The following is a 17,105-nucleotide window of genomic DNA, read 5'->3' on the forward strand; positions in this document are numbered from 1 at the left end:
CGCGGCCTGTCGTAACCCTTGTACTCATCAGGGGAGAGCCATGTCCATGCCAACACCGCAGAACGATGCGAAGAAGGTTGCCAATCGGGCCATTGTGCAGGCCGCAGTGCTTGCCGCGGTGGTGCTGCTGAGCATCGTCGCCTGGTTGGCCTTCGATTTTCTGTTGCTGTTGTTCGCATCGATTCTCTTTGGCGTGTTGATTCACGGCGTAAGTCAGTGGATCAGTGATCACACCGCCATGCCCTACAAGGCGGCCATGCCGGTCTTCTTCGTGGTGATGCTGCTCGCCCTTGGCGGCGGTGGCTGGCTGGTCGCACCAAATATTGCCGAGCAGGCCGATGCCCTGTCCGATTCTCTGCCACAGGCTGTCGAGCAGCTGCGCGAACGTGCCGAGCAGCTGCCTTGGGCCAATCAATTGCTGCAGCAGCGCGAACGCCTTGAGGACTCGCTGCCCGATGGATCGAGTGCCTTCAGTGTGGTGACCAAGGTGATGGGCTCGGTGGTGGGGGCTTTGAGTAGTTTCGTCATCGCGTTCGCGATCGGCATCTGTCTGGCCATCAACCCGAAGATATATGTGAGCGGGCTGTTGAAGCTGATCCCCCTGGGCTACCGCCTGCGCGCTGCCGAAGTGCTCGACGAAACCGGCGCAACGTTGCGTGCCTGGTTGCTGGCCAAACTGCTGGAAATGCTGCTGATCGGCGTGCTGACAACCCTCGGTCTATGGCTGCTGGGTATCGAACTGGCGCTGGTGCTCGGGTTGATAGCCGGATTGCTGTCGTTCATCCCCAATATTGGCCCGGTGCTGGCAGTGATTCCGGCGCTCCTGCTGGCATCCCTCGAAGGCGGGCGCACGGTGCTCTACGTCGCCGGGCTCTACCTGTTCGTCCAGGCGCTGGAGAGCTACGTGTTCACGCCCTTGATGCAGCAACGCATTGTTTCGATCCCGCCAGCGTTGACCATCGCCGTGCAGTTGCTGTTCGGACTGCTCGCGGGAACCCTGGGCTTGCTGCTGGCCACGCCGCTAGCGGCGGCCGGCATGGTGCTGGTGCGTATGCTCTACGTAGAGGATCTGCTCGGTGATCGGCTCGATGCGACCGACGGTTCGTGATAAGACCGCTCTGGAATGGGGTTCGTCGGCCCTGTCATGTTTTGTAAAGTCTGACGAGGAAACCCTTGGCGGGTCCTGCTGCCGGATTACATGAACCCCCTGAAATATGCAGGAGACGATCATGAGCATGCACAAGATTGCGGCATTCACTCTCGCCGGGCTGATTTCCGGCGCGGCATTCGCGGCCGGCAACACTGGCACTGGCACCGATACCGGGCATCGCGACTCGATGGGTCACAGCACCGAGCAGCCTGGGACCATGGGCGGCACCGGCACCGGAATGGATTCGACTTCCGATACCGGCAAGATGCCGGACGAGACCGAGCGTCCGGCGACCACCACTGGTAGTGATCGTGGCGCCGGTGTTGACGCCAGTGGCGATGGTGCAACCGGCAAACAGGGCACCACCGGCACTGGTGGCGAAGGTGGTGAACGCGGCGCCTATTGATCCACGCGGTGAAGCATAACGGCCCGGCAGGCAGCGCTTGTCGGGCCGTTCTGCGTTTTTCTAACCGCTCGGCTGCTTGTTGCACTGCGGGGGAAACCTTTGCTGGCGCATGTGTGCCGAAAGCGGACCAATCCTTATCGGAGGTGCACGATGAGCATGCTGCGCTTGAGCGTTCTGCTGGTATCGCTGGCTGGCGCCTCGGCTGTCATGGCTGACGGCACGGGCCCCACCCATCCAGAAAAGGCTCGCCAACATCCACTGGACAGCAGCGAACCACGCGGCGGGTCGGGCGAGCAGCCGCAGGATGCGGAGAAGCTCGAGGCGCCGATGCTGCAGCCGCGCCAGGCACCTACCGAGACGGATGTGCCGCCTATGCCCGAACCGCGTGATGAACGACCGGGGGCGGATGTAGATGCCGCGGGTAATCGGGTGCTGCGCAGCTAGGCCAAGCTTAAGCCGAGAGCCAATCGGCCCAGGCGTGCAAACGAAAAAGGGAGGCCGAAGCCTCCCTTTTGTCAGTGCTGCCCGGTCAACGCATCAGAACAGCACGCGGCTGCGGATGGTGCCGTTGACGTGCTGCAGCTTTTCCAGCGCCAGATCGGAGTACTCCTTGTCCACGTCGATGACGACGTAGCCGACCTTCTCGTTGGTCTGCAGGAACTGGCCGCAGATGTTGATGCCGTTGTCGGCGAAGACCTTGTTGATCTCGCTCATCACACCCGGAATGTTCTGGTGGATGTGCAGCAGGCGGTGCTTGCCCGGGTGCGACGGCAGGGCCACTTCCGGGAAGTTGACCGAGGACACCGAGGTGCCGTTGTCGCTGTACTTGACCAGTTTCTCTGCGACTTCCAGGCCGATGTTGGCCTGCGCTTCGGCAGTCGAGCCGCCGATGTGCGGGGTCAGGATCACGCGATCCAGTCCACGCAGCGGGCTTTCGAATTCCTCGTCGTTGGACTTCGGCTCGACCGGGAACACGTCGATGGCAGCGCCGATCAGATGCTCGTCCTTGATCGCAGCGGCCAGGTGATCCAGCTCGACCACGGTGCCGCGGGCAGCGTTGATCAGGATGGCGCCTTTCTTCATGGCGCGGATTTCCTTCTCGCCAATCATCCACTGGGTGGACGGCAGCTCGGGGACGTGCAGGGAGACGATGTCGCACATGCCCAGCAGCTCGTACAGCGAGCCGATCTGGGTGGCGTTGCCCAGCGGCAGCTTGGTCACCACGTCATAGAAGAAGACCTGCATGCCCAGCGCTTCGGCGAGTACCGACAGCTGGGTGCCGATTGAGCCGTAGCCGATGATGCCGAGCTTCTTGCCGCGGATCTCGAAGGAGTTGGCCGCCGACTTGATCCAGCCGCCGCGGTGGCAGGAGGCGTTCTTTTCCGGAATACCGCGTAGCAGCAGAATGGCTTCGGCCAACACCAGCTCGGCCACCGAACGGGTGTTGGAGTAGGGTGCGTTGAACACCGCGATGCCGCGTTCGCGGGCAGCGTTCAGGTCGACCTGATTGGTACCGATGCAGAAACAGCCGACGGCGATGAGCTTCTTGGCAGCTTCGAAGACTTCCTCGGTGAGCTGGGTGCGCGAGCGGATGCCGATGAAATGGGCGTCGGCGATCTTCTCCTTCAGCTCCTCGGTGGACAGCGCGCCCTTGAGGTACTCGATGTTGGTGTAGCCGGCCGCCTTGAGGGTGTCGACGGCGTTCTGGTGCACGCCTTCGAGAAGAAGAAACTTGATCTTGCTCTTGTCGAGAGAGGTCTGGCTCATCTGCATTAAAACCTTAAGGCCGAAGGATAGGACTGAAGTGTCCAGCGAAGGCTGGCCAACCCGTGATTAGCGGTGTCGGGAGTCTGCCGAGGCACGTTTCAAAGGGGGGCGTATGCTAGCATACGAGCCCCGCGAAACACCCCCACCCCTGTGCTGAAGCGTGCTCAGGGTGACCATGAATCGTATGAGAGTTCCCGTGATGACCGACCCCGCCCTGATCGATGAGCTGAAAACCCTGGTCGAGCCCGGCAAAGTGCTGACCGACGCCGATTCGTTGAATGCCTACGGCAAGGACTGGACCAAGCATTTCGCCCCGGCGCCCTCGGCCATCGTCTTTCCCAAGAGCATCGAGCAGGTGCAGGCCATTGTGCGCTGGGCCAACGAGCGCAAGGTCGCGTTGGTGCCCTCGGGCGGCCGCACCGGGCTTTCTGCCGCGGCCGTAGCGGCCAACGGCGAAGTGGTGGTGTCGTTCGACTACATGAACCAGATTCTTCAATTCAACGAGATGGACCGCACCGCCGTCTGCCAGCCCGGTGTGGTCACCGCGCAGCTGCAGCAGTTCGCCGAGGACAAGGGCCTGTACTACCCGGTGGACTTCGCCTCCGCCGGCTCCAGCCAGATCGGCGGCAATATCGGCACCAACGCCGGTGGCATCAAGGTGATCCGCTACGGCATGACCCGCAACTGGGTCGCCGGCATGAAGGTGGTGACCGGCAAGGGCGACGTGCTCGAGCTGAACAAGGACCTGATCAAGAACGCCACCGGCTACGACCTGCGTCAGCTGTTCATCGGCGCCGAAGGCACGCTGGGCTTCGTCGTCGAGGCCACCATGCGCCTGGAGCGTCAGCCGACCAACCTCACCGCGCTGGTGCTGGGTACGCCGGATTTCGATTCGATCATGCCGGTGCTGCACGCCTTCCAGGACAAGCTGGACCTGACCGCCTTCGAGTTCTTCTCCGACAAGGCACTGGCCAAGGTGCTGGCGCGTGGCGACGTGCCGGCCCCGTTCGAAACCGACTGCCCGTTCTACGCGCTGCTGGAATTCGAGGCCACCACCGACGAGCGCGCCGACCAGGCGCTGGCTACCTTCGAGCATTGCGTCGAACAGGGTTGGGTGCTCGACGGCGTGATGAGTCAGAGTGAGCAGCAGCTGCAGAATCTGTGGAAGCTGCGCGAGTACATCTCCGAGACCATCAGCCACTGGACGCCGTACAAGAACGACATCTCCGTCACCGTCGCCAAGGTGCCGGCCTTCCTCAAGGAAATCGATGCCATCGTCGGTGAACATTACCCGGACTTCGAGATCGTCTGGTTCGGCCACATCGGCGACGGCAACCTGCACCTGAACATCCTCAAACCGGATGCGATGGACAAGGACGAGTTCTTTGGCAAGTGCGCCACCGTCAACAAGTGGGTGTTCGAAACCGTACAGAAGTACAACGGCTCGATCTCCGCCGAACATGGCGTCGGCATGACCAAGCGTGACTACCTCGAGTACAGCCGCTCGCCAGCGGAAATCGAGTACATGAAGGCAGTCAAAGCAGTGTTCGATCCCAACGGGATCATGAATCCCGGCAAGATTTTCGCGGCCTGAACGGCCCACGGATTACCAGGAGTCTTCGATGAGTTACCAGCACCACTACACCGATGGCACGCCGATCCATTATCCGCTGGGTAAGGTGGTCTGCATCGGCCGCAACTATGCCGAGCACGCCAAGGAACTGAACAACCCGGTGCCGACCGAGCCGCTGCTGTTCATCAAGGCCGGCAGCTGCAGCGTGCCGCTGGACGACGGGTTCAGCATTCCGAGCGATCGCGGTGCCGTGCATTACGAGGCGGAAATCGCCGTGCTGATCGGCAAGCCGCTGTCGCGCAAGCCGAACGAGGAAGAGGTGCGCGACGCCATCTCCGGCTTCGCCCCGGCGCTCGACCTGACCCTGCGTGACGTGCAGGCGAAGCTGAAGGAAAAGGGCCACCCGTGGGAGATCGCCAAGAGCTTTGATGGCGCCTGCGTGCTGGCGCCGTTCGTCCCGGGCGATTCGGTGGAGGATCTGGGCGACATCGGTATTCGCCTGTCGATCAACGGCGAAGTGCGCCAGGACGGCAACAGCAGCCAGATGCTCAATGCCATCCTGCCGCTGCTACAGCACATCGCCGGCCACTTCAGCCTGCAACCGGGCGATGTGGTGCTGACCGGCACCCCGGCCGGCGTCGGCCCGCTCAATCAGGGCGACCAGTTGGTGCTGGAGCTGGTCGGTCTGTCGCGTTTCGAGAGCCGCGTGCTCTGACCCCCCCCCCACGCGGCGGGCACACCCGCCGCGTTTGCCGCTTTTTTTGCAATTCGCTCTCGTGATGTAATCCGGCACCTTCCCGCTGGAACGCTTTCTTCATGCCCGTCCGTTATTCCCGTTGGCGCCTGATCGTCGCCGCCGTTCTATTGCTTTTGTTCGTAGCGCTGCTCGTCACCGGGCGCCTGCTGCATTGGGACGATCAGTTGCGACTGTATTGGGAAGAACGCTCGGTCACCGCCGACCAGCGTGCCGCTGGTATCTGGCTACCAGATTACGAGCTGGTCCTTGAAACGACGTTGGCCGGTCTGGAGAAGGATGAGACCTCCGGGCTCACCTGGAATCCGCTGACCGGCACGCTGTTTACCGTCACCGGCAAGCATCCACAACTGATCGAGTTCACCCCGGCCGGCGTCGTGCTGCGGCGTATAGCACTCACCGGTTTTTCCGATCCGGAAGCGGTGGAAGCGTTGGGCGATGGCCGGCTGGCGATCGTCGACGAGCGGCGTCGACTGGTCGCAGTGTTCTTCCTGGAGCCGGACGTAGAGAGCCTCGATCTGGATGACCTGGCCAGCTACGACCTCGGCTTCGCCGAAGCGGGCAACAAGGGCTTCGAAGGCCTGGCCTGGAATCCGCATACGCAGCGTCTGCTACTGGCCAAGGAGCGTGATCCGCAGGGGCTTTTCGAACTGCCATTCCCAGGTGAGGACGGCGCAGTCGGGGCGCTTCAGGCGCTGCCAAACCAACCTCTGATAGTTCGTGATCTGTCCTCGGTGACGATCGACCCGCAGAGCGGTCATACGCTGCTGCTCTCCGACGAGTCGCGGTTGCTGGTTGAACTCGACCTGCAGGGTCAGCCACGCAGCTTCATCGCGCTCTTCGGCGGTCTCCACGGTTTGGTACAGGGCATCAAGCAGGCCGAGGGCGTTGCGATGGATGGTGAGGGCAATATCTACGTGGTCGGCGAACCCAACCGTTTCTACGTATTTAGCCGCAAGCGCTGACGTATGGCCCGCCGTTAAGCTTCATGTAAGCCGAACTGAGCAAAATTTCGGTCTCCAGTAGAAGAAAGTGAGCTTTCATGCGTGCGTTGAAATATTTCCTGGCTGCGCTGCTGGGCGTGGCTTTGCTGTTGGCGGTTGCCGCTGGTGTTCATTATCGCCTGTTCGAGCGCGGCTGGTTTCATCTCAATCAGTGGCAGAACGGCGAGCAGGCGCAGGAAGCCTCGTTGTGGCTACCCGATTACCAGGCGACGATCCAGGGCAAGGTCGTCAGCGGTATCAGTGATGATCTCTCGGCGCTGACCTTCGATCCGGACCGCAACAGCCTGATCGCCGTCACCAATGGGAAACCGCATTGGCTGGAGCTCAGCCTGGAAGGCGATCTGTTGCGGGCAATCCCTCTGGTCGGCTTCGGTGACCCGGAGGCCATCGAGTACATTTCCAAGGGCGTCTACGTAATCAGCGACGAGCGCCGGCAGCGGCTGTTGCGTGTCGAAGTCAACGAGCAGACCACGGTGATCGAAGCGGCGCAGGCGCAGCAGCTCTCACTGGGCATCGACCTGAACGGCAACAAGGGCTTCGAGGGGTTGGCGTACGACCCGGCGGGCAAGCGCCTGTTCGTTGCCAAGGAGCGCAACCCGGTTCGTATCTACGAGATTTCCGGCTTCCCCTACACCGAGCCGACGCCATCGGTGCATATCAATGAGCATCAGGCACGGCTATTCGTGCGTGACTTGTCCAGCCTGCAATTCGATGAGCAGACCGGGCATCTGCTGGCGCTGTCCGACGAGTCGCGGCTGGTGGTGGAGCTGGATAGCAACGGGCAGCCGCTCAGCAGTCTGTCATTGAGCGCCGGCAAGCACGGGCTGGAGCGCAACGTGCCACAGGCGGAGGGGATTGCGATGGGGCCGGACGGTACGCTGTATCTGGTTAGCGAGCCAAACCTGTTCTACGTGTTTAGCAAGCAGGACAGGTGACCGGACGCCACGCTCGATCACCTGGCCTGAACAGCCGCTCAGGCGGCTGACGAAGCACTTTCATCCTGCAGGGCGGCAGCGGGCGCATGACGTCGAACCGAGTCGCAACCCTGCTCGGCGCTGTGCAGGCTGGCGTACATCTGGCTCTGGCCGACGATCTGGCCATTGGTGGCCTTGAGCACGAAGTAATGCTTGCCGTTGCTCGACTCCTTGACCTCGAAAGCGCCTTCACGCACTGCATTCTTGCGTACCGAGTCGATGCCGTTCAGCGCCGAGGCATGGGCCTTGTATTGCTCGCTGGACAGCACAACCTGGCCGTTACTAGCCACCAGGTTGAAATGGTACTGGCCGTTGCTGGCTCGCTTCAGCTGGAATTTGCCGGACATGGCAACACCTCCTGTGATGAGCCGTGTCGGACGCGACACGGCTCATCCAAGCGTAGCTGCCAGCCGCGCAGGGCGCCTTCGCGTTTTTAGCGCTTGAGCGTCTGCACGCCGCTTTCGGTGCCAAGCAGCAACACGTCGGCCGGGCGCGCGGCAAACAAGCCGTTGGTGACTACGCCGACGATGTTGTTGATCTTTTCTTCCAGCTCAGGCGCGAAGCCGATCATCAGGTTGTGCACATCGAGGATGACGTTGCCGTTGTCGGTCACCACGCCGTCGCGGTAAACCGGGTCGCCGCCAAGCTTCACCAATTCACGCGCCACATAGCTGCGTGCCATCGGAATCACTTCCACGGGTAGCGGAAAGACGCCCAGTTGCTCGACCAGCTTGCTGCCATCGGCGATGCAGATGAAGGTCTGGGCCACCGCCGCAACGATCTTCTCGCGGGTCAGGGCTGCGCCACCGCCCTTGATCAGCTCGAGATGCTTGTTGGCTTCGTCCGCACCGTCGACGTAGAACTCCAGATCGTGGACCGAGTTCAGGTCGTAAACCGGAATTCCATGCTGCTTCAGACGCTCGGCTGTGGCTTCGGAGCTGGCTACGGCGCCATCGAAGAAGCCTTTGTGCTTGGCCAGCAGGTCGATGAAGAAGTTGGCGGTTGAGCCGGTGCCCACGCCAACGATGCTGCGATCGGTGAGCTGGGGGACGATATGGTCGACGGCGGCCTGGGCGACGGCCTGCTTGAGCTGATCCTGGGTCATGGGGTATCCGGGCGGAAAGACGGGAGGCGGATTATAGCCCTCTGCCCGCGGCGGGTCTTGTTCGTACCCGCCCGCAATGGCTCGCGGATTGCCGGTGGTCGCCGGGGGCGTCGCAGGGGTAGACTCGTCGCTCCCTCGCAACGCCCGCCAAGACAGCCAGAATGCTCGAACATTACGTCAAGAAGATCCTCACCTCCCGCGTCTACGACGTCGCCATCGAAACTCCGCTGCAGCCCGCTCGCCAGCTTTCCGAGCGAATCGGCAATCAGATTCTGCTCAAGCGCGAGGATCTGCAGCCGGTGTTTTCGTTCAAGGTCCGTGGGGCCTACAACAAGCTGGCGCAGCTGTCGGCCGACGAGCTGGCGCGCGGCGTGGTAACCGCTTCGGCCGGTAATCACGCCCAGGGCGTGGCACTGGCGGCCAAGCAGCTGGGAATCAAGGCGACCATCGTCATGCCGCGCACCACGCCGGAGCTCAAAGTGCAGGGCGTACGCGCCCGAGGCGGCAAGGTGGTGCTGCATGGCGATGCCTTTCCCGAGGCGCTGGCCTATTCGCTGAAGCTGGTCGAAGAGAAGGGCTACGTCTATATCCACCCTTACGATGACCCCGACGTGATCGCCGGGCAGGGCACCGTGGCGATGGAGATTCTCCGTCAGCATCAGGGGCCAATCGACGCGATTTTCGTGCCGGTAGGTGGTGGTGGTCTGGTGGCTGGCATTGCCGCCTATGTGAAGTATCTCTATCCGCAGACCAAGGTGATCGGCGTCGAGCCGGACGACTCTAACTGCCTGCAGGCGGCCATGGCGGCCGGCGAACGCGTGGTGCTCGAGCAGGTCGGCCTGTTCGCCGACGGCGTGGCGGTGGCTCAGATCGGCAAGCACACCTTTGATCTGTGCAAGGATCATGTCGACGAAGTGATCACCGTCAGCACCGACGAGATCTGTGCGGCGATCAAGGACATCTACGACGATACCCGCTCGATCACCGAACCGGCCGGCGCGCTAGCCGTGGCCGGGATCAAGAAGTACGTCGAGCGCGACGGTGTAAGCGGCCAAGTGCTGGTAGGCATCGATTCCGGCGCCAACGTCAATTTCGATCGCCTGCGCCATGTCGCCGAGCGCGCCGAGCTGGGCGAGAAGCGCGAGGCGATCATCGCGGTCACCATTCCCGAGCAGCCAGGCAGCTTCAAGGCCTTCTGCGAAGCCATCGGCAAGCGCCAGATCACTGAGTTCAACTACCGCTATCACACCGACCGTGAGGCACACATCTTCGTCGGCGTGCAAACGCACCCGGAGAACGATCCGCGCGCGGCGCTGGTCCAGGGGCTGCGCGACAAGGGCTTTCCGGTGCTCGATCTGACCGACAACGAATTGGCGAAATTGCACACGCGGCACATGGTCGGCGGGCATGCGGTTGGGGTCAGTAACGAGATGGTGCTGCGCTTCGAGTTTCCCGAACGCCCCGGCGCGCTATTCAACTTTCTCAACAAGTTGGGCGGGCGCTGGAACATATCCATGTTTCACTACCGCAACCACGGTGCGGCTGACGGCCGTGTAGTGGCGGGCCTGCAGGTGCCCGCCGATGAGCGCCATCTGGTTCCGGCAGCGCTGGAGAAGATCGGCTACCGATACTGGGATGAGAGTGATAACCCGGCCTACAAGTTGTTTCTCGGTTAGGCGAGCAATAAGAGGAAAGCGAATGGAACATTATTTGACGATCAGAATCGTCCATGGCGTGACTGCAGTGCTGTTGCTGTTGGGCGTGATCGTGCACCTGTTCATGCTGTGGAAGGCCGGTCGCGGTGGCGACCAGGCAGTGCTGCAACGCAAACTGCAGCGTACCCGCAACTTGTCGCTGCCGCTGCTCGCGGTGATTGGCCTTTCCCTGCCGCTGACCGGTTGGTGGTTGGTGCACCTGGCCGGCTGGCCGCTGGGGCAGTTCTGGCTGCTGGGCAGCTCCCTGCTGTTCCTCGCGCTAATCCCGCTGGTCCCGCTGCTGGCGGGGCGTCTAACTGCCTGGCAGACGCCGGGTAACGCCATGGCGGCTCGAACTGCCGGTATCTACGGTGTGCTGGTGTTGATCGTGCTGATCGCAATCACTGCCCTGATGGGCGCCAAGCCTGTCTGAGGCTTAGCAACCCTCACATCTACGCTGCGCCGGTATCAGCGCAGCGAGATGATCTGCCAGCCACGCTCGGTGGCGATCTCGCGCAGGATCGGATCCGGGTCCACTGCCACCGGATGAGTTACCCGTTGCAGCAGCGGCAGGTCGTTGCGCGAGTCGCTGTAGAAATAGCTGCCTTCCAGGGTCTGCTCGGTTTCCGCGAGCCAGCGCTCGATGCGCTGCACCTTGCCTTCCTGGAAGCAGGGAATGTCGGTCAAACGGCCGGTGTAGCGGCCGTCGCGCATCTCGCATTCGGTTGCCAGCAGAGTGTCGACACCCAGGCGCGCGGCAATCGGGCCGGTGATGAAGCGGTTGGTGGCTGTGATGATGACCACCTTGTCGCCCGCTTCAAGATGCTGTCGCAGCAGTGCCTCGCCCTTGCTCAATACGATGGGTTCGATGTGCTCGCGCATGAACTCGTCGTGCCACTCCTGCAGTTGCGACATTTCGCTGCGGCCGAGCAGTTCCTGGCAGAAGTTCTGGTAAGCATGCACGTCAAGGTTCCCGGCCAGGTAATCCTGATAGAAGGCATCGTTCCGGGCCTTGTAGTGGGTCGCATCGACTAGGCCGCGCTGGCAGAGGTATTCACCCCAGGCGTGGTCGCTGTCACCGGCCAGCAGGGTGTTGTCGAGATCGAATAGAGCCAGGCGCACGGATGATTTCCTCGGGGATGGTCAGGGCAGGGCCAAGCATAACGTCTAGACCCGCTCGGGGGCAGTCTCCAGCGGAGTCGTCCGCCGTTCGCCAGCACTTGCCGAATGGCGGCTTTCCGCGCTTTCGGCTTATTGCGGTTTTGTGGAACAATGCCGCGACATGCGTCTGCGAGGTTGTATGCCGTGATCGATTCCGATGGTTTTCGCCCGAATGTCGGCATCATCCTGACCAACGATGTCGGTCAGGTGCTGTGGGCTAGGCGGATCAATCAGGATGCCTGGCAGTTTCCGCAAGGCGGGATTAATACCCGTGAAACACCGGAAGATGCCCTGTTTCGCGAACTCAACGAAGAGATTGGCCTGGAAGAGCAGGATGTGAAGATCCTCGCCTGCACCCGTGGCTGGTTGCGCTATCGTCTGCCGCAACGCCTGGTACGTACTCACAGCCAACCGCTGTGCATTGGACAGAAGCAAAAGTGGTTTCTGCTGCGCCTTACAAGCGCCGAAGAGCGTGTGCGAATGGATCTGACCGGCAAGCCAGAGTTCGATGGCTGGCGCTGGGTCAGCTACTGGTATCCGCTGGGCCAGGTGGTCACCTTCAAGCGCGAGGTCTATCGTCGCGCACTTAAAGAACTCGCTCCGCGCCTTCCGGTGCGGGACTGAGATCGGGGAGAAAGCCTCTGAGCATGCTCGGCACGCTGCGCAAGATTGTCCAGGAAGTGAATGCCGCCAAAGACCTCAAGGCGGCGTTGGGCATCATCGTGCTGAGAGTCAGGGAGGCCATGGGTAGCCAGGTCTGCTCGGTCTATCTGCTCGATCCGGAAACCCAACGCTTCGTTCTGATGGCCACCGAAGGTCTCAACAAGCGCGCCATCGGCAAGGTCAGCATGGCGCCCAATGAAGGCCTGGTCGGCCTGGTGGGCACCCGCGAAGAGCCACTCAACCTCGAACACGCCTCCGAACACCCGCGCTATCGCTACTTCGCCGAAACCGGCGAGGAGCGTTATGCCTCCTTTCTCGGCGCTCCGATCATCCACCATCGGCGGGTGATGGGCGTGCTGGTTATCCAGCAGAAGGAACGTCGTCAGTTCGACGAGGGTGAGGAAGCTTTCCTCGTCACCATGAGCGCACAGCTCGCCGGCGTTATCGCCCATGCCGAGGCGACTGGCTCGATCCGTGGCCTCGGACGGCAGGGCAAGGGCATTCAGGAAACCCGTTTCATCGGCATCCCCGGCGCCCCGGGCGCAGGCGTGGGAACCGCCGTGGTGGTGCTGCCGCCGGCCGACCTGGATGTTGTGCCGGACAAGAACATCGACAATATCGACGCTGAGCTAACGTTGTTCGAAGCGGCACTGGAAGCCGTACGCGCGGACATGCGCAACCTTTCAGAAAAGCTCGCGACACAGATGCGCAAGGAAGAGCGCGCACTGTTCGATGTGTACCTGATGATGCTCGACGACTCCGCCTTGGGTGGTGAAGTGACCAAGGTGATCCGTACAGGGCAATGGGCCCAGGGAGCGCTGCGCCAGGTGGTCAGCGAGCATGTGCGACGCTTCGAGATGATGGACGACGCCTACCTGCGCGAGCGTGCGTCGGACGTCAAAGACATCGGCAGGCGCCTGCTTGCCTATCTGCAGGAAGCCCGCCAACAAACCCTGACCTACCCCGACAAGACCATCCTGGTCAGCGAGGAGCTGTCGCCAGCCATGCTCGGCGAGGTACCGGAGGGCAAGCTGGTGGGCATGGTCTCGGTGCTCGGTTCGAGCAACTCCCACGTTGCCATTCTCGCCCGTGCCATGGGCATACCGACGGTGATGGGCGCGGTCGACCTGCCGTATTCCAAGGTCGATGGCATCGAGCTGATCATCGACGGCTATCGCGGTGAGATCATCACCAACCCGGGCAAGGTGCTGCGCGAGCAGTACGAAGTGTTGGCCGAGCAGGAACGGCAGCTCTCTGCGGGGCTCGACGTACTGCGTGAGCTGCCGTGTGAGACCACCGACGGCCACCGCATTCCGTTGTGGGTGAACACCGGGCTGCTGGCCGATGTGGTGCGTGCGCAGGAGCGCGGCGCCGAGGGCGTCGGCCTGTATCGCACCGAAGTGCCGTTCATGATCAAGGAGCGCTTCCCCAGCGAGAAGGAGCAGATGGCGATCTACCGCGAGCAGCTGGAAGCCTTCCATCCGCTGCCGGTAACCATGCGCAGCCTCGATATCGGCGGCGACAAGTGCCTGCCGTACTTTCCGATCAAGGAAGAGAATCCGTTTCTCGGCTGGCGCGGCATCCGTGTCACCCTCGACCATCCCGAGATTTTTCTGCTGCAGACCCGCGCCATGCTCAAGGCCAGCGCCGGGCTGAACAATCTGCGCATCCTGCTGCCGATGATCTCCGGCATCGGCGAGCTGGAAGAGGCTCTGCACCTGATACACCGTGCCTGGTGCGAGGTGCGCGACGAGGGGCTGGACGTTCACATGCCGCCGGTGGGCGTGATGATCGAAGTACCTGCGGCGGTATACCTGACCCGCGAACTGGCGCGCCAGGTGGATTTCATCTCAGTCGGGTCCAACGACCTGACCCAATACCTGCTGGCGGTGGACCGCAACAATCCGCGCGTGGCCGATCTGTACGACTACCTGCATCCTGCCGTGCTCGAGGCGCTGCAGCGGGTGGTCAAAGAGGCGCACAGCGAAGGCAAGCCAGTGAGCATCTGCGGCGAAATGGCGGGTGATCCGGCGGCGGCCATGCTGTTGCTGGCGATGGGCTTCGATAGCCTGTCGATGAACGCCACCAACCTGCCCAAGGTGAAATGGCTGCTACGCCAGATCAGCATGGATACCGCTCAGCAGCTGTTGGCGAAAGTCATGCTGCTGGACAGTCCGCAGGTCATTCACAGCACGGTTCAGCTGACCCTGCGCAACCTCGGCCTGAACAAGCTGATCAACCCGTCCGCCGCGGTCTGACGTCATCAGTCACGCGGCGGGTGGTGGTAGCGCACCTCGCCTGATGGCCCGTCCGGGCCAAAGCTACGCTCCAGAATGTCCAGTGCGCCGTCAGCATGGCGGATAAGCGCTGTACTGGCGCGCGTGCCGTATTCGGGGCTTATGATGAAAATGCTCGACAGCCTGCGTTCCCATGCGAGCGGAACGCCGGTCTGTGGCAACTCATGCTCGGCCGCCGGCTGAGGGTCGGCGAGTAGCGCCAGCAGCCGCTCGGGGTTCGGCTTGTCGAGCTCGCCGACCAGTGCTGCGCGGGCCTTCTTCAGCTTGGGCCAAGGCGTGTCCAGGCCGGCATTGGACAAACCGTAGACGCCAGCCTCCAGTACCGTTGCCAAACCGCTCTGGGAGTTGAAATGCCACAGGGCCTGGTGGTCGCCGACCAGCAGGTTGAAACCGGCATAGTCGCCCCGGCGCTCGGCCATCTCGGCGAGGTAGTCCGCTGGTTGCAGATCTGCGCGCAGGAAGTGCTCCGGCAGCTCGCCGCGCGAACGTAGGCCGGTCGGCTGGCCGGGGGCGCGGATATTGGTCAGGGCAGCGAAGCGTCCGCTGGTGGTGATGCCCATCCATGTACCGCCGGCCTGCAGGTCGCGCCCGCCAACGATCCAGGGCGCATCTTCCCAGCAGCCCAATGGCAGGCTGGGACGGGCGTGGAATTCATCGCGGTTGGCGGCCACTACCAGTGGTTGCGAGTGGCCGGGGCGCCAGGCGAAAACGATCAGGCACATGTGACACCTAATGAACGGTCCGGACCCGCAAGGGTACAGTCGTGCGAGAGCCGTGAGCCACCGTTGGACGGGTCGCATATAACGCGCAGTGATCATCCCGCGCGAGCGTGCTGCGCGCGTTTTCCGCTAACATGCCGCTTTGTTTCGCCAGGATGGGGCGCATGGAGTTTCTGCTGTATCTGCTGCTGGGCGGATTCGCTGGGGTGCTGGCCGGCCTGTTCGGCGTGGGCGGCGGGCTGATCATCGTGCCGGTGCTGGTGTTCAGCTTTAGCGCCCAGGGTTTTTCCCAGGAGATCCTCACCCATCTGGCGGTAGGGACGTCGCTGGCCACTATTGTATTTACTTCGGTCAATTCGATTCTCACCCACCACCGCAAGGGCGCGGTGCGCTGGCCGATGGTGCTGTGGATGACCTTCGGTATTCTCCTTGGCGCAGCGCTTGGCAGCCTGACCGCCGCGGCGATCCAGGGGCCCATGCTGCAGAAGATCATTGGTGTGTTCGCCTTGGCGATGGCCGTGCAGATGGGCTTTGACCTGCGCCCCAAAGCCACCGGTCAGGCGCCTGGGCGGCCAGAGCTATCGTTGGTTGGAGTGGTGATCGGCTGGGCGTCGGCCATATTCGGGATTGGCGGCGGCTCGCTGTCGGTGCCCTATCTGACCTGGCGCAGCGTGCCGATGCAGCAGGCAGTGGCGACTTCGGCGGCGTGCGGCCTGCCAATTGCCGTCGCCGGGGCGTTGAGTTTCATGGTGGTTGGTTGGCATGAGGCGCAGCTGCCGGACTGGAGCTTGGGTTTCGTCTATCTGCCCGCCATGCTCGGCATCGCCGCGACCAGCATGTTCTCCGCCAGGCTAGGTGCGAAGCTGGCGCATCGCTTGTCGGCAAAGGTTCTGAAACGGCTGTTCGCTCTGTTGCTGCTGAGCGTCGGCATAAATTTTCTGGTTTGAGGAGTAACGGATGCTGCCCTATCCGCAGATCGATCCGGTGGCCATCGCCATCGGTCCCTTGCAGATTCACTGGTACGGCCTGATGTACCTGATCGGCATCGGCGGCGCCTGGTGGCTAGCTTCGCTGCGGGTGCAGCGCTTCGCACCCGAATGGCCCAAGGACAAGCTGTCCGACCTGGTGTTCTGGGTGGCCATGGGCGTGATCGTCGGTGGGCGCCTGGGTTATGTGCTGTTCTACGATCTGGCTGCCTATATCAATGACCCGAGCCTGATCCTGCAGGTGTGGAAGGGCGGTATGTCCTTCCACGGCGGATTGATTGGCGTGCTGCTGTGCAGCTGGATATTCGCCCGGCGCAACGGCAAGAGCTTCTTCGAGCTGATGGACTTCATCGCGCCGTTCGTGCCGATCGGCTTGGGCGCAGGGCGCATCGGCAACTTCATCAATGCCGAGCTGTGGGGCAAGGCCACTGACACGCCCTGGGCGATGGTCTTCCCGACCGATCCGCAGCAGCTGGCGCGGCACCCGTCGCAGCTCTACCAGTTTGCTCTGGAAGGCGTCGCGCTGTTCGTCATCCTCTGGCTGTATTCGCGCAAGCCGCGGCCGACCATGGCGGTCTCCGGACTGTTCGCGGTGTGCTACGGCATCTTCCGCTTCATCGTCGAGTTTGTCCGCGTGCCGGATGCGCAGCTGGGTTATCTGGCCTTCGGTTGGCTGACCATGGGGCAGGTGCTCTGTGTGCCGATGGTGTTGCTCGGCTTGGCAATGATCGCCTGGGGCTATCGCCGCGACGCGGGTCGGGCTCCGGCCTGATTTTCGTTGCCCTGCCTGTCGCCACGAGGGCGACAAGCGGGGCGCATGCCTTTTACTATTCGCGCAGCCTTTTCACCGCG

The 17,105-nt window shown here is 62.4% G+C and carries 18 protein-coding genes; 13 read left to right on the forward strand and 5 right to left on the reverse strand.

All coding sequences use genetic code 11. The features are described 5' to 3' along the window. Nucleotides 1–40 precede the first annotated feature (40 nt). The 3 genes from CXK91_RS09125 to CXK91_RS09135 all read left to right on the forward strand — a co-directional run bounded on the left by CXK91_RS09125 (nucleotide 41) and on the right by CXK91_RS09135 (nucleotide 2,000). The gene (locus CXK91_RS09125; RefSeq protein ID WP_103455839.1) at nucleotides 41–1,108 is read left to right on the forward strand and encodes an AI-2E family transporter; all 1,068 of its coding nucleotides are present in this window, start codon (nucleotides 41–43) and stop codon (nucleotides 1,106–1,108) included. 121 nt (nucleotides 1,109–1,229) lie between these two features. Further along, nucleotides 1,230–1,556 carry a hypothetical protein gene (locus CXK91_RS09130; protein ID WP_103455840.1) on the forward strand — a complete coding sequence of 109 codons (327 nt, stop codon included), beginning with the start codon at nucleotides 1,230–1,232 and terminating at the stop codon, nucleotides 1,554–1,556. Nucleotides 1,557–1,706: 150 nt separating this feature from the next. Beyond that, nucleotides 1,707–2,000: a hypothetical protein gene (locus tag CXK91_RS09135; RefSeq protein ID WP_103455841.1), complete on the forward strand. Its 294-nt coding sequence runs from the start codon at nucleotides 1,707–1,709 to the stop codon at nucleotides 1,998–2,000. Between the two features lie 93 nt (nucleotides 2,001–2,093). On the opposite strand, the gene serA is transcribed toward CXK91_RS09135, so the two are convergent. Further along, nucleotides 2,094–3,323: a phosphoglycerate dehydrogenase gene (gene serA, locus CXK91_RS09140; protein ID WP_103456062.1), complete on the reverse strand. Its 1,230-nt coding sequence runs from the start codon at nucleotides 3,321–3,323 to the stop codon at nucleotides 2,094–2,096. 199 nt (nucleotides 3,324–3,522) lie between these two features. On the opposite strand from serA, the gene CXK91_RS09145 reads away from it, so the two are divergent. From CXK91_RS09145 to CXK91_RS09160, 4 genes are all read left to right on the forward strand, one after another. Beyond that, complete coding sequence (locus tag CXK91_RS09145; protein ID WP_103455842.1) at nucleotides 3,523–4,917, forward strand: FAD-binding oxidoreductase; 1,395 nt, start codon at nucleotides 3,523–3,525, stop codon at nucleotides 4,915–4,917. Between the two features lie 28 nt (nucleotides 4,918–4,945). Further along, nucleotides 4,946–5,611 carry a fumarylacetoacetate hydrolase family protein gene (locus tag CXK91_RS09150; RefSeq protein WP_103455843.1) on the forward strand — a complete coding sequence of 222 codons (666 nt, stop codon included), beginning with the start codon at nucleotides 4,946–4,948 and terminating at the stop codon, nucleotides 5,609–5,611. A gap of 101 nt (nucleotides 5,612–5,712) precedes the next feature. Next, on the forward strand, nucleotides 5,713–6,615 hold the full coding sequence (locus tag CXK91_RS09155) for an SdiA-regulated domain-containing protein (protein WP_103455844.1): 903 nt from the start codon (nucleotides 5,713–5,715) through the stop codon (nucleotides 6,613–6,615). 77 nt (nucleotides 6,616–6,692) lie between these two features. Next, nucleotides 6,693–7,589, forward strand: coding sequence for an SdiA-regulated domain-containing protein (locus tag CXK91_RS09160; RefSeq protein ID WP_103455845.1), 897 nt, complete (start codon nucleotides 6,693–6,695; stop codon nucleotides 7,587–7,589). 38 nt (nucleotides 7,590–7,627) lie between these two features. Here CXK91_RS09160 and CXK91_RS09165 read toward each other — a convergent pair whose 3' ends face one another. Continuing rightward, complete coding sequence (locus CXK91_RS09165; RefSeq protein WP_103455846.1) at nucleotides 7,628–7,975, reverse strand: YegP family protein; 348 nt, start codon at nucleotides 7,973–7,975, stop codon at nucleotides 7,628–7,630. An 86-nt stretch (nucleotides 7,976–8,061) separates the two neighbouring features. Continuing rightward, nucleotides 8,062–8,733 carry a ribose-5-phosphate isomerase RpiA gene (gene rpiA, locus CXK91_RS09170; protein ID WP_103455847.1) on the reverse strand — a complete coding sequence of 224 codons (672 nt, stop codon included), beginning with the start codon at nucleotides 8,731–8,733 and terminating at the stop codon, nucleotides 8,062–8,064. 161 nt (nucleotides 8,734–8,894) lie between these two features. Between rpiA and ilvA the strand changes: the two genes are divergently transcribed. Next, the gene (gene ilvA / locus CXK91_RS09175) at nucleotides 8,895–10,409 is read left to right on the forward strand and encodes a threonine ammonia-lyase, biosynthetic (protein ID WP_103455848.1); all 1,515 of its coding nucleotides are present in this window, start codon (nucleotides 8,895–8,897) and stop codon (nucleotides 10,407–10,409) included. Nucleotides 10,410–10,431: 22 nt separating this feature from the next. Further along, nucleotides 10,432–10,860: a DUF2269 domain-containing protein gene (locus CXK91_RS09180; protein ID WP_103455849.1), complete on the forward strand. Its 429-nt coding sequence runs from the start codon at nucleotides 10,432–10,434 to the stop codon at nucleotides 10,858–10,860. A 35-nt stretch (nucleotides 10,861–10,895) separates the two neighbouring features. Here CXK91_RS09180 and CXK91_RS09185 read toward each other — a convergent pair whose 3' ends face one another. Further along, complete coding sequence (locus CXK91_RS09185; protein WP_103455850.1) at nucleotides 10,896–11,549, reverse strand: HAD family hydrolase; 654 nt, start codon at nucleotides 11,547–11,549, stop codon at nucleotides 10,896–10,898. A 183-nt stretch (nucleotides 11,550–11,732) separates the two neighbouring features. Between CXK91_RS09185 and CXK91_RS09190 the strand changes: the two genes are divergently transcribed. Together CXK91_RS09190 and ptsP are read left to right on the forward strand one after the other, a co-directional pair. Then, nucleotides 11,733–12,212 (forward strand): RNA pyrophosphohydrolase, encoded by a 480-nt coding sequence (locus CXK91_RS09190; RefSeq protein ID WP_103456063.1) that lies wholly within the window; start codon nucleotides 11,733–11,735, stop codon nucleotides 12,210–12,212. Between the two features lie 23 nt (nucleotides 12,213–12,235). Further along, on the forward strand, nucleotides 12,236–14,509 hold the full coding sequence (gene ptsP, locus CXK91_RS09195) for a phosphoenolpyruvate--protein phosphotransferase (RefSeq protein WP_103455851.1): 2,274 nt from the start codon (nucleotides 12,236–12,238) through the stop codon (nucleotides 14,507–14,509). A gap of 5 nt (nucleotides 14,510–14,514) precedes the next feature. Here ptsP and CXK91_RS09200 read toward each other — a convergent pair whose 3' ends face one another. Then, nucleotides 14,515–15,270: an NRDE family protein gene (locus tag CXK91_RS09200; RefSeq protein WP_103455852.1), complete on the reverse strand. Its 756-nt coding sequence runs from the start codon at nucleotides 15,268–15,270 to the stop codon at nucleotides 14,515–14,517. Nucleotides 15,271–15,431: 161 nt separating this feature from the next. Between CXK91_RS09200 and CXK91_RS09205 the strand changes: the two genes are divergently transcribed. Both CXK91_RS09205 and lgt read left to right on the forward strand, forming a co-directional pair. Continuing rightward, a complete protein-coding gene (locus CXK91_RS09205) occupies nucleotides 15,432–16,214 on the forward strand; it encodes a sulfite exporter TauE/SafE family protein (protein WP_103455853.1) in 783 nt (260 codons plus the stop codon). Between the two features lie 10 nt (nucleotides 16,215–16,224). Further along, nucleotides 16,225–17,025 (forward strand): prolipoprotein diacylglyceryl transferase, encoded by an 801-nt coding sequence (lgt, locus tag CXK91_RS09210; protein ID WP_103455854.1) that lies wholly within the window; start codon nucleotides 16,225–16,227, stop codon nucleotides 17,023–17,025. Nucleotides 17,026–17,105: the final 80 nt, after the last annotated feature.

Source organism: Stutzerimonas stutzeri, assembly GCF_002909485.1.
GTDB lineage: Bacteria > Pseudomonadota > Gammaproteobacteria > Pseudomonadales > Pseudomonadaceae > Stutzerimonas > Stutzerimonas stutzeri_AH.

Coding starts and splice junctions, on each gene's coding strand:
- CXK91_RS09125 (WP_103455839.1), top strand. CDS start 41: ATGTCCATGCCAACACCGCAGAACGATGCGAAGAAGGTTGCCAATCGG.
- CXK91_RS09130 (WP_103455840.1), top strand. CDS start 1,230: ATGAGCATGCACAAGATTGCGGCATTCACTCTCGCCGGGCTGATTTCC.
- CXK91_RS09135 (WP_103455841.1), top strand. CDS start 1,707: ATGAGCATGCTGCGCTTGAGCGTTCTGCTGGTATCGCTGGCTGGCGCC.
- serA (WP_103456062.1), bottom strand. CDS start 3,323: ATGAGCCAGACCTCTCTCGACAAGAGCAAGATCAAGTTTCTTCTTCTC.
- CXK91_RS09145 (WP_103455842.1), top strand. CDS start 3,523: ATGACCGACCCCGCCCTGATCGATGAGCTGAAAACCCTGGTCGAGCCC.
- CXK91_RS09150 (WP_103455843.1), top strand. CDS start 4,946: ATGAGTTACCAGCACCACTACACCGATGGCACGCCGATCCATTATCCG.
- CXK91_RS09155 (WP_103455844.1), top strand. CDS start 5,713: ATGCCCGTCCGTTATTCCCGTTGGCGCCTGATCGTCGCCGCCGTTCTA.
- CXK91_RS09160 (WP_103455845.1), top strand. CDS start 6,693: ATGCGTGCGTTGAAATATTTCCTGGCTGCGCTGCTGGGCGTGGCTTTG.
- CXK91_RS09165 (WP_103455846.1), bottom strand. CDS start 7,975: ATGTCCGGCAAATTCCAGCTGAAGCGAGCCAGCAACGGCCAGTACCAT.
- rpiA (WP_103455847.1), bottom strand. CDS start 8,733: ATGACCCAGGATCAGCTCAAGCAGGCCGTCGCCCAGGCCGCCGTCGAC.
- ilvA (WP_103455848.1), top strand. CDS start 8,895: ATGCTCGAACATTACGTCAAGAAGATCCTCACCTCCCGCGTCTACGAC.
- CXK91_RS09180 (WP_103455849.1), top strand. CDS start 10,432: ATGGAACATTATTTGACGATCAGAATCGTCCATGGCGTGACTGCAGTG.
- ptsP (WP_103455851.1), top strand. CDS start 12,236: ATGCTCGGCACGCTGCGCAAGATTGTCCAGGAAGTGAATGCCGCCAAA.
- CXK91_RS09200 (WP_103455852.1), bottom strand. CDS start 15,270: ATGTGCCTGATCGTTTTCGCCTGGCGCCCCGGCCACTCGCAACCACTG.
- CXK91_RS09205 (WP_103455853.1), top strand. CDS start 15,432: ATGGAGTTTCTGCTGTATCTGCTGCTGGGCGGATTCGCTGGGGTGCTG.
- lgt (WP_103455854.1), top strand. CDS start 16,225: ATGCTGCCCTATCCGCAGATCGATCCGGTGGCCATCGCCATCGGTCCC.